Genomic DNA, 10787 nt, shown 5'->3' on the forward strand with positions numbered 1-10787 from the left:
GAAACCGGTGGGTCATTACACGCGCTTGCAGACATGCGAGATGGGCCATCCCTAGACTTACTACAAATGTCTTATAGCGCAGCCTAGGAGACCTTGGAAGCCGTGGCAATGCTGTGGCGAACAAGCGCTGTCGGAAGCTGCTTTGGGATGTCTAGACCTGCATCGCACCCGCCAAACGGGCGACCCCAGGCCTTATTAAACAACAGGTTAGACAAGATAGCGGTGACCCCTCAATTTCCCCTCTTCCTTAGGAGGGGGACGCTCTATCCAGCTGAGCTACGGGGCCAAGGGCGGCATTGTCGCACGATCGTTGCGATTGCCAAGCCGGTAGGTGGCCGGCGGAGCCTGCTAAAATCGGCGGCTACCCGTGTCGCGGGTGTCCCTGCCACCGCGACCGCCACCGCCACCGTTTCCAGGAGATCCCATGTCCGCTGACCTGCTCAAGGCGCTCGACCTCGCTGCGTCCAATTCCGGCACCTATCTTGGCGAGGCGACCTGGTCGCAGGCCCCCGGCGCCGGGGGGCTGCAGCCGCTCAATCCGACCACCAACGCGGTGATCGCCGAGGTGCAGGCGACCACGCCGGAAGACTACGAGCTGATCGTCCAGCGCGCGCAGGCGGCCTTCAAGGTGTGGCGGACCACGCCTGCCCCGCGTCGCGGTGAGGCGGTGCGCCTGTGCGGCGAGGCGCTGCGTGCGCACAAGGATGCGCTCGGTTCGCTGGTGGCACTGGAAATGGGCAAGAGCAAACCCGAAGGCGACGGCGAAGTGCAGGAGATGATCGACATCGCCGACTTTGCGGTGGGCCAGAGCCGCATGCTCTACGGCTACACCATGCATTCGGAGCGCCCCGGCCACCGCATGTACGAGCAGTACCAGCCGCTGGGCCTGGTGGGCATCATCAGTGCGTTCAACTTCCCGGTGGCGGTGTGGGCCTGGAACGCGTTTTTGGCGGCAATTTGCGGCGATATCTGCATCTGGAAGCCATCCAACAAGACGCCGCTGACCGCGATCGCGACGATGAAGATCTGCAACGCGGCGCTCAAGGATGCCGGCTTCCCGGACATCTTCTTCCTGATCAACGATGCCGGCACGTCGCTATCGGAGAAGCTGGTCGAAGACACCCGCGTGCCGTTGATCAGCTTCACCGGTTCGACCCAGATTGGCCGCGTGGTGGCAGAGAAAGTCGCCCGTCGCCTGGGCCGTTGCCTGCTGGAACTGGGCGGCAACAACGCCATCATCCTGGACGAGACCGCCGACCTGAAGCTGGCCATCCCGGGCATCGTGTTCGGTGCGGTGGGCACCGCAGGGCAGCGCTGCACCACCACGCGCCGGCTGATCGTGCACGCATCCATCTACGACACCGTGCTGGCGACGTTGGTCAAGGCGTACAAGCAGCTCGACAGCAAGATCGGCGACCCGACCGACCCGGCAAACCTGATGGGCCCGCTCAACAGCCAGGGCGCCGTTGCGCAGTTCCTCGACTCGATCGCCAAGGCCAAGGCCGCCGGCGGCACCGTCGAAGTGGGCGGCACGGCGATCGATCGCCCGGGCAACTTCGTGCTGCCGGCGATTGTCACGGGGCTGCAGAACAGTGACGCGGTGGTGCAGCACGAGACCTTTGCGCCGATCCTGTACGTGATGAAGTACAGCACGCTGGATGAGGCGATCGAGCTGCAGAACGGCGTGCCGCAGGGCCTGTCGTCGTCGATCTTCACCCAGAACCTCAAGGCCGCCGAGAAGTTCCTGTCGGCGGCCGGCAGCGATTGCGGCATCGCCAACGTCAATATCGGTACGTCGGGTGCGGAAATCGGCGGTGCGTTCGGCGGCGAGAAGGAGACCGGCGGCGGGCGCGAGTCCGGCTCGGATGCATGGAAGGTGTATATGCGTCGTCAGACCAACACCATCAACTACTCCGATTCGTTGCCGCTGGCGCAGGGCATCAAGTTCGATCTTTGATCGACGTTGCATCGCGCGCCGGGCACATGCTCAGCGCGCCGCGTGGTCGCAATGAGCCTGCAACGGCCCGCGCGGCAGATGCGAAGCGCCCAACCCAGCGGTTCTGGCTATTGCAGTGACAGTGGCAGCCCGAAAACATCGCCGGCTGCAGGCGACGCTCACCCATCCGGCTCTGTGCAGAGCATGCCACGTCCGCACGGGGCGCAGCGTTCGCCCCGGCAATACAAACGCCGGTGCCACAGGGCATCGGCCCGACTTGAACCAGCCGAGCCGTATGGCGCCCGTGCGGCACCGCCGACGGCCAGCGCGGGCACGACGCGTCCAACCCGCATGAACACGCACTGTCCGCACGAGCGGCGATTTCAGCCCATCCCGCCCGCAAAACCAGCCCCGCAACGACGTTTGGCCGCAAACGGCACGCCTTTTGACCGGCGGCTCTGGGATAATCGTGCGACGCCAGCCTTCGGCTGCCCGCCTTTCAAGGAGTTCATGATGAACGTTATCGTTCGAAAGAACAGCGCCATGGCGATCGTCAGCCTGGTTGCAGGCATTCTCGGCTGGACGCTGATCCCGTTCCTGGGCAGCATCTGCGCCATCATTACCGGGCATCTGGCCCGCGCGGAAATCCGCCGCAATCCCCAGGATCTGGACGGCGACGGCCTGGCCATCGGCGGCCTCATCATGGGCTGGCTGGCCGTGGCGCTGTGGGTCGTGGGAATCGCGTTTTTCCTGCTGTTCTTCGGCGGCATGGCCTGGCTTGCGGCCGCCAACAGTTGAGCATGGCCACGCCCTCCTCCGCCCAGCGCTTCAACGACCGCGTGGCGGCCTACGTGCGCTACCGGCCCAGTTACCCGCCGCAGTTGCTGCGCTGGCTGCATGACGAACTGGGCGTGACGCCTGCAACGGCAGTGGCCGACATCGGCGCCGGCACCGGGATTTCCAGCCGCCTGTTTCTGGAAGCCGGGTATGCGGTGACGGCGGTGGAGCCCAACCAAGTCATGCGCGAAGCGGCGCTGCAGTGGCTGGCGGAATTTCCCATGTTTCAGGCGATCGACGGCACCGCCGAAGCCACCGGGCTGGCCGGTGCCAGCGTGGGCTTGGTGTCTGCGGCTCAAGCCTTCCACTGGTTCGACATGCAGGCCGTGCGCGCGGAATGGGCGCGCATCCTGCAACCCGGCGGGCTGGCGGTGGTGTACTGGAATTCGCGCGAACTGGACAGCACCGCGTTCCTGCGCGGCTACGAGCAGTTGCTGCTGGATTACGGCACCGACTATTCCGCAGTGGCCGAGCGGTATCAGGACGATGCCACCATGCAGGCGTGGTTCGGCGAGGGTTTCCTCGCGACGGCACGCTTTCCGAATGTGCAGCGACTGGACTTCGATGGCCTGCGTGGCCGCCTGCTATCGTCCTCGTACGCCCCGCTTGCGCACGACCCACGTCATGCACCGATGCTCGCCGCACTCCGCACGTTGTTCGATGCGCATGCGCACGATGGGCTGATCGACTTCCAATACCAAACCCGCGTATTCGCCGGGAGATTGAACTGACCCGCATGTATTCGCTTGCCCGCCCTTTCCTGTTTTCCCTGGATGCCGAGCGCGCCCACGCGCTGGCGTTGCGCTCCATCGACACCGCCTACCGCACCGGCACCGCGGCGTTGCTGGCCAGGCGCCCGGTGCCGCTGCCCACCCCGGCCTTCGGCTTGATGTTCCCCAACCCGGTTGGCCTGGGTGCCGGGCTGGACAAGAACGGTGAGCACATCGATGCGTTGTTTGCGCTGGGCTTTGGCTTTGTCGAGATTGGCACGGTGACGCCGCGCGCGCAGGAGGGCAACCCGAAGCCACGTATGTTCCGTTTGCCGGAATACCAGGCGGTGATCAACCGCATGGGCTTCAACAATCTTGGCGTGGATGCGCTGGTGGCCAACGTGCAGCGCGCACGCCGTACGGGAGGCCTGCTCGGCATCAACATCGGCAAGAACAAGGACACGCCCAACGAAGAGGCCACCAGCGACTACCGCTATTGCATGGAGCGCGTGTATCCGCTGGCCGACTACATCACAGTCAACATCTCCTCGCCCAACACTGCAGGCTTGCGCGACTTGCAGGAAGAACAATCGCTGCGCCGCCTGATTTCCGACTTGCGCGAAACCCAGGAAGCGCTAAGCGCGCACCACGGCAAACGTGTGCCGATGCTGGTCAAGGTGGCGCCGGACCTCAACGACCGCGACATGGATGCCGCCGCACGCGTGCTGGCCGACCTGGCAGTGGATGGCGTGATCGCCACCAACACCACGGTGACGCGCACGCTGGTGGCCAATCACCCGCTGGCTGCCGAAGCCGGTGGACTCTCCGGCGCGCCGCTGCTGGGGCAATCCACGCTGGTGCTGCGGCGCCTGCGCGCGCGCCTGCCCGAATCGATCCCGTTGATTGGCGTGGGCGGCATCAACTCCGGCGCCGATGCGGTCGCCAAGATGGCGGCCGGTGCGAGCCTGGTGCAGTGCTACAGCGGGTTGGTGTATCGCGGCCCGCAGCTCATCGGCGAATGCGTCAACGCCATCCGACGCCGCCGCGAAGCACCCAGCGGCGGTGCGGTGTCGCCGTTATGAGCGATGCAGTGCAAACAGGCTGGCAACTGAGCGAACAGGCGCCGCTGCGTGCGCTCAACACCTTCCATGTCGAAGCCACCGCGCGCTGGTTGCTCAGCGTCCACGCGACTGAAGCATTGCCGCAGGCGTTGGCCGCTCCCGAGATCGCCGGGCAACCGTTGCTGGTGCTGGGCAGCGGCAGCAATGTCCTGCTGGCCGGCGATCCGCCAGGCTGCGTGCTGTGTTTCGACAACCGCCAGACGTCCATTATCGCGCACCATGCCGACCACGCCATCGTGCGCGCCGGTGCCGGCGTGAACTGGCATGCGCTGGTGCTTTACTCGCTGCAGCAGGGCTTGTCCGGGCTGGAAAACCTGGCGTTGATTCCGGGCACCGTGGGCGCCTGCCCGATCCAGAACATCGGCGCGTACGGCGCGCAGGTGGGCGACTTCATCCACGTGGTGGAAGCCTTCGACCGGCATAGCCAGCAGTTCGTGCGGCTGGATGCGGCCGACTGCGCGTTCGGTTACCGCGACAGCGTGTTCAAGCAGCAGCCCGAGCGTTATCTGATCGTGGCGGTGGAATTCAATCTGCCGCTGCTGCACGAGCTGCGGCTGGACTACGCCGGCATTCGCGAGGAACTGGCGAGCATGGGCGCCGAGCTGGCAGGCGCGGCCGATGTGGCGCAAGCGGTGATCAACATCCGTCGCCGCAAGCTGCCCGACCCGGATGTGCTGGGCAATGCGGGCAGCTTCTTCAAGAACCCGCTGCTGCCGAGCGAACAGATTGCCGCCTTGCAAGCCAGCTTTGCCGACATGCCGGTGTATCCGGGCGAGCATGCTGGCCAGGGCAAATTGTCGGCCGCCTGGTTGATCGAGCAATGCGGCTGGAAAGGTAAGCGCGAAGGCGATGCCGGCGTGTCGCCCGACCACGCGCTGGTGCTGGTCAATTACGGCACCGCCACGGGCGCGCAGTTGCTGGATTTCTCGCGGCGCATCGCCGAGTCGGTGCGCGAACGCTATTCGGTGATCCTGGAGCCGGAACCGCGCATCATCGGGGCGCATTGGTGACGCCAGCGCAGGTATCGCGACATGCCGCGCTGTGGATGCTTACCAGTACATGCGCCTTCGGTTTGATGGCGATTACCATCTGCATGGCATCAAGCACGGTTGCGACGACCGAGATCGCGTTTTTCCGCAATGCCTTCGGATTATTGGCATTGCTGCCGTTAATCGTGCGGCCAGGCAAGCCGCTGCCGCGCACCCGGCAATTACCGCAGTACCTGGCACGCACGCTCATTGGTCTGGCCTCGATGCTGTGCGGGTTCTGGGCGATCGGCCATCTGCCGTTGTCACAGGCCATCTCGCTCTCCTACGCCACACCGTTGTTCGTCACCGTACTGGCGGTGATCTGGCTGCATGAGCAGGTGCGGCTGCGTCGCTGGCTGGCGGTGGCGGCGGGATTTATCGGCGTGCTGATGATTTTGCGGCCGGGCTCGTCAACATTCACGCCCGGCCTGTTGATTGCGCTGTTGGCTGCGGTGATCAGTGCCATCGTCGCGATCCAGATCAAGCAGCTTGCGCGCAGCGACGACTCCGACACGGTGGTTTTCTACACCTACGTGTTCTGGGTGCCGATGTCGCTGATTCCGGCGCTGTTCCAATGGACATGGCCGCAGGGCATCGGCTGGGTATGGCTGGTGGCCACTGGCATCTTCGGCACCGCCGGGCAGTTGTTCTGGACGCGCGCACTCAAGCTGGGTGAAGTCTCTGCGCTGCAGCCAATCAGCTTTATGCAATTGCCGTTGGTGGCGCTGCTGGGTTGGTGGCTGTTTGGCGAGGCGATCGAACGCCATACCGTGATCGGTGCGGCCATCATCATCGGCGCCAACGTCTATATCGCCCATCGCGAAACGGTGCTGGCACGTCACGCCGCCACGCATGCACCCGTGGAAGGCGCCAAGCCAGGCGAGTGAACCGATATCCCGAGCTGCCTGAGCGTGATCGGGAATGCATCTGGCCGGGACCGCCGACATACACTTCAGTCCCCATGCGCAGCACACGCTGCGTGCCGCACCTCTGGCAACCTCATCCGCTGTACTGTCATGGAGTTCGCATGCCAGTTCCAAGCAAGACAATCGGTTTGATCTGTGGAATGAGCTGGGAATCCACACTGCCCTACTACCGCATCATCAATCAGCGCGTGCGCCATGTCTGCAGCGGCCTGCACTCGGCGAAGCTGCTGCTTTACAGCGTCAATTTCCACGACATCGAACGGCTGCAGCATGTCGGCGATTGGGATGGCGCCCGCCAGGCGATGGCAGCAGCAGCGCGTGCCTTGCAGGCGGCAGGCGCCGACTTCATCGTGCTGTGCACCAACACCATGCACTGCGTTGCCGACGCGATCGCCGCCGCAACGCCACTGCCGCTGCTGCATATCGCCGATGCCACTGCCGATACGCTCGTCGCAGCGGGCATCCGCCGGGTCGGGTTGCTCGGCACGCGCTTCACAATGGAGCAGCCGTTCTATCGCCAGCGCCTGCAAGCACGCTGCCTGGACGTATTGGTGACGCCGGCCGAGGCACGCGCGCAGCTGCATCGGGTGATCTACGACAAACTTTGCCAGGGCGTGATCAAGCCCGAATTACGCACGTACTTCCGCCAGGTCATGGCCGAGCTCGGCCAGCGCGGAGCGCAAGCGATCATCCTGGGCTGCACCGAGATTTCGCTGCTGGTGGACAGCACCAATGCGCAACTGCCGTTGTTCAACACCACTGCATTGCACGCCGAGGCAGCGGCGCTGGCGAGCGTGTCTGGCTGATTCGCAGCGAAGGCCCGGACACGCGCGGCGGCCGAAGCCCGCCGGTGCATCCGCGCGAGGTCTGATAGGTGCCATCGGCAATTCATTGCCGGAACGGCGTAGCGACGGCCCCGCCCCGGCAGCTAGCATTGCCTGCTCGGCGCGCCAGCAGGCTTCAATCACAATGCGCGCCACCCGTGACAGGATGCGACTGCATGACCACCCATGTCCCATCAACGCAGCTCACCCGCAGCGATTACAAGACGCTGGGCTTGTCCGCGCTAGGCGGCGCGCTGGAGTTCTACGACTTCATCATCTTCATTTTTTTCGCGAAGGTGCTGGGCGAGCTGTTCTTTCCGCCAGGCATTCCGGAGTGGACGCGGCAGCTGCAGACATTCGGCATCTTTGCGGCCGGCTACCTGATCCGCCCATTGGGCGGCATCGTGATGGCGCACTTTGGCGATCTGCTCGGCCGCAAGCGCATGTTCGCGCTGAGCATCGGATTGATGGCGCTGCCCACATTGGCCATTGGCGTACTGCCGACCTACGCGCAGATCGGCGTAGCCGCGCCGCTGCTGCTGTTGACGATGCGCCTGCTACAGGGCGCAGCCATCGGTGGCGAAGTCCCCAGTGCGTGGGTGTTCGTGGCAGAACACGTGCCGGCGCGGCGCAGAGGGCTGGCCTGCGGCACCTTGACCGCCGGCCTGGCTGCCGGCGTGCTGCTTGGTTCGCTGAGTGCCGGCGCACTGAATCGTGCGTTTTCTCCGGACCAAATCGCCGAGTGCGCCTGGCGCCTGCCGTTTTTGGCCGGCGGCATCTTCGGCCTGCTCTCGGTGTATGTGCGGCGCTGGCTGCACGAAACGCCGGTATTTGCCGAACTGGTCGCGATGCGCGCGCTGGCGCGCGAGACGCCACTGAAGGTGGTACTGCGCGATCACCCGCGCAGTCTGGCCATGTCGCTCTGGCTGACCTGGGTGATCGCCGCCGCCGTGCTGGTGGTGTCGCTGATGACACCCACGCTGCTGCAGAGTGCGTACGGCTATCCGGCACCGGTGGCATTGCAGGCCAATCTTCTGGCAGTGCTGCTGCAGGCGATCGGCTCGGTGGTGGCCGGGGCACTGTCGGATCGTTGGGGCAACGGGCGCGTGCTGCTGGCCGGCAGCGTTTGTCTGGGCATCAGCGCATGGCTGTTCTACCGCTTTGCGGGCGACCCGCACCTGCTGTTCCCGCTGTATGCCCTGCTCGGCGCTGCGCTGGGCGTGCTGGGTGCGATTCCGCGCGTGATGGTCGAGGCGTTTCCACCGGTGGTTCGTCTGTCCGGCGTGTCGTTCGCCTACAACCTGGGCTATGCCGTGTTCGGCGGCCTGACCCCGCTGCTGGTGGTGATGCTGCTCAAGCAGCACCCGATGGGGCCGGCGTACTACGTGATCTTGCTGGCTTCCATCGGCGCCTTGGTTGGCGCCCGGTTATCGCAACGGGAGCATATCAGCCGCTGTTAATCGGCAAACGGCACGCGCCCGGGTTGCTCCGCCACCGCACCAGCGGGCGTGCGCCAATGCAGCCGCCGCGCGCCGCGGACCACACCAGCGCGGCCGACCAGCCGCCCAGGATGTCGGAAGGGTAATGCACGCCCAGGTAGATGCGCGAGATGCCCACCAGCAGCGCAAACAAGCTGGCAACGATGGTCACCGGCCAGCGCCAGCGCGTGTTCCAGGCCAGCGCGATGACCACCGCGGCCAGCGTCATCGAGCCCATCGCATGGCCGCTGGGAAAACTGAACGTGCTCTCCGGCGCGATCGATTCCCACAAGCTGGGCCGGTCGCGCTGGAAAAACTGCTTGGCGCCCATGTCGAGCAGCGCCGAGCCACCGAATCCCAGCGCAGCAAACGTGCCCTCGCGCCAGCGCTGCAAGACCAGCAACACCAGCACGATGGCGATATCGGCCGGAATCACGCCGTACCGGTGTAGCCGGCCTTGGAGATCGCGCCGAAAAACGCATCCAAGCCGGGAGTGGCGATGCTGCGCATGCTCCACAGCAGCGGCTAGTCGAAGTAAACATTTTCCAGCGCGATTTTCCAGCGCGTGGACTTCATCGGCCAGGTCCACGAATAGCCCAAGCGGCAGCAGCACCCCGGCGAACAGCAACGCCATGCGCCACGCATTGCTACGCAACCATCCCTTGAACCCGGCCGGCGATTCAGCCGGCACGGCGGACATAGGTGCGTTCGACGTATTGATCGATCAACTCGATGAATTCGTACGCGATGTTTTCGCCGCGCAAGGTGACGCTTTTTTCGCCATCGATAAACACCGGTACCGACGGTGCCTCGCCCGTGCCCGGTAGCGAGATACCGATATTGGCGTGGCGCGATTCGCCCGGCCCGTTGACCACGCAGCCCATCACCGCCAGTGTCATGTTTTCGGCGCCGGGGTTGGTGATTTTCCACTCCGGCATCTTGGCGCGCACATGGTTCTGCACCACGCCGGCCAGCTCCTGGAAGAACTCGGAGGTGGTGCGACCACAGCCCGGGCAGGCGGTGACCATCGGGGTAAACGCACGCTGGCCAGTGGTCTGCAGCAGTTCCTGCGCCACCACCACTTCCTGGGTGCGCGACTGCCCCGGCTCGGGGGTCAGCGAGATACGGATGGTGTCGCCGATGCCCTCCTGCAGCAGCACGCTCAGCGCCGCCGCCGAGGCCACGATACCCTTGCTGCCGATACCGGCCTCGGTCAACCCCAGATGCAGCGCGAAATCGCAGCGGCTGGCCATGTCGCGATACACCGCGATCAGTTCCTGCACGCCGGATACCTTGGCCGACAGGATGATGCGCTCGCGCGGCAGGCCCAGCTCCACCGCACGCTCGGCCGATTCCACCGCCGAGCGGATCAGCGCCTCGCGCAGCACCCGGCCGGCATCCCACGGGGTAGCGCGTTGCGAGTTTTCGTCCATCAGCTGCGCTGCCAGCGACTGGTCCAGCGAGCCCCAGTTGGCGCCGATACGCACCGGCTTGCCGTACTTGATGGCGAACTCGATCAACTGGGCGAACTGCAGATCCTTCTTCTTGCCGAACCCGACATTGCCCGGATTGATGCGGTACTTGGCCAGCGCCTCGGCGCAGGCCGGCTCGGCAGCGAGCAATTGATGGCCGTTGTAATGGAAGTCGCCGATCAACGGTACTTCGATGCCCATCATGCGCAGCTTGTCGACGATGCGCGGAATGGCGGCAGCGGACTCGGCATTGTTGACGGTCAGGCGCACCATTTCCGAGCCGGCGCGCCACAGATCGGCCACCTGCTTGACGCTGCCGGCGATGTCGGCGGTGTCGGTGTTGGTCATCGACTGGACGACGACCGGATGGCCCCCGCCCACGGTCACGCTGCCGATCTTGACGGCCTGGGTGATGCGACGCGGCCAGGCGGTGGCGTCGGCGGGAGGGGTTGGGC

At 65.1% G+C, this 10787-nt stretch carries 9 protein-coding genes and 1 pseudogene; 8 read left to right on the forward strand and 2 right to left on the reverse strand.

Features of this window, described 5'->3' with window-relative positions:
- The first annotated feature begins 424 nt into the window (after nt 1-424).
- From amaB to XAXN_RS17800, 8 genes are all read left to right on the forward strand, one after another.
- A complete protein-coding gene (gene amaB, locus XAXN_RS17765) occupies nt 425-1957 on the forward strand; it encodes an L-piperidine-6-carboxylate dehydrogenase (protein WP_054320528.1) in 1533 nt (510 codons plus the stop codon).
- 492 nt (nt 1958-2449) lie between these two features.
- Nucleotides 2450-2734, forward strand: coding sequence for a DUF4190 domain-containing protein (locus XAXN_RS17770; protein ID WP_054320535.1), 285 nt, complete (start codon nt 2450-2452; stop codon nt 2732-2734).
- A 2-nt stretch (nt 2735-2736) separates the two neighbouring features.
- Entirely contained in the window at nt 2737-3504 is a 768-nt protein-coding gene (locus tag XAXN_RS17775) for a class I SAM-dependent methyltransferase (protein ID WP_054320529.1), read from the forward strand.
- Between the two features lie 5 nt (nt 3505-3509).
- Nucleotides 3510-4565, forward strand: coding sequence for a quinone-dependent dihydroorotate dehydrogenase (locus XAXN_RS17780; RefSeq protein WP_054320530.1), 1056 nt, complete (start codon nt 3510-3512; stop codon nt 4563-4565).
- Nucleotides 4562-5614 carry a UDP-N-acetylmuramate dehydrogenase gene (gene murB, locus XAXN_RS17785; RefSeq protein ID WP_042822177.1) on the forward strand — a complete coding sequence of 351 codons (1053 nt, stop codon included), beginning with the start codon at nt 4562-4564 and terminating at the stop codon, nt 5612-5614. Before XAXN_RS17780 ends, murB begins: the two co-directional genes overlap by 4 nt.
- Nucleotides 5608-6519: a DMT family transporter gene (locus XAXN_RS17790; protein ID WP_054320531.1), complete on the forward strand. Its 912-nt coding sequence runs from the start codon at nt 5608-5610 to the stop codon at nt 6517-6519. Before murB ends, XAXN_RS17790 begins: the two co-directional genes overlap by 7 nt.
- Nucleotides 6520-6659: 140 nt before the next feature.
- On the forward strand, nt 6660-7364 hold the full coding sequence (locus tag XAXN_RS17795; protein ID WP_054320532.1) for an aspartate/glutamate racemase family protein: 705 nt from the start codon (nt 6660-6662) through the stop codon (nt 7362-7364).
- A gap of 194 nt (nt 7365-7558) precedes the next feature.
- Nucleotides 7559-8842 (forward strand): MFS transporter, encoded by a 1284-nt coding sequence (locus tag XAXN_RS17800; RefSeq protein ID WP_054320533.1) that lies wholly within the window; start codon nt 7559-7561, stop codon nt 8840-8842.
- Here the strand turns inward: XAXN_RS17800 and XAXN_RS17805 are convergent.
- Both XAXN_RS17805 and ispG read right to left on the reverse strand, forming a co-directional pair.
- Nucleotides 8839-9560: pseudogene (locus XAXN_RS17805) on the reverse strand (phosphatase PAP2 family protein). The gene XAXN_RS17800 and the pseudogene XAXN_RS17805 overlap by 4 nt on opposite strands.
- A partial coding sequence (gene ispG / locus XAXN_RS17810; RefSeq protein WP_054320534.1) for a flavodoxin-dependent (E)-4-hydroxy-3-methylbut-2-enyl-diphosphate synthase occupies nt 9541-10787 on the reverse strand: 1247 nt, incomplete at its 5' end. The gene ispG and the pseudogene XAXN_RS17805, both read right to left, overlap by 20 nt.

The sequence above is a fragment of the Xanthomonas axonopodis genome (assembly GCF_001304695.1).
In the GTDB taxonomy this organism is placed as follows: domain Bacteria; phylum Pseudomonadota; class Gammaproteobacteria; order Xanthomonadales; family Xanthomonadaceae; genus Xanthomonas; species Xanthomonas axonopodis.

What these genes read in the sequence shown, in the direction of transcription:
- XAXN_RS17770 (WP_054320535.1), top strand. Translation starts at nt 2,450, where the DNA reads ATGAACGTTATCGTTCGAAAGAACAGCGCCATGGCGATCGTCAGCCTG.
- XAXN_RS17775 (WP_054320529.1), top strand. Translation starts at nt 2,737, where the DNA reads ATGGCCACGCCCTCCTCCGCCCAGCGCTTCAACGACCGCGTGGCGGCC.
- XAXN_RS17795 (WP_054320532.1), top strand. Translation starts at nt 6,660, where the DNA reads ATGCCAGTTCCAAGCAAGACAATCGGTTTGATCTGTGGAATGAGCTGG.
- XAXN_RS17780 (WP_054320530.1), top strand. Translation starts at nt 3,510, where the DNA reads ATGTATTCGCTTGCCCGCCCTTTCCTGTTTTCCCTGGATGCCGAGCGC.
- murB (WP_042822177.1), top strand. Translation starts at nt 4,562, where the DNA reads ATGAGCGATGCAGTGCAAACAGGCTGGCAACTGAGCGAACAGGCGCCG.
- XAXN_RS17800 (WP_054320533.1), top strand. Translation starts at nt 7,559, where the DNA reads ATGACCACCCATGTCCCATCAACGCAGCTCACCCGCAGCGATTACAAG.
- amaB (WP_054320528.1), top strand. Translation starts at nt 425, where the DNA reads ATGTCCGCTGACCTGCTCAAGGCGCTCGACCTCGCTGCGTCCAATTCC.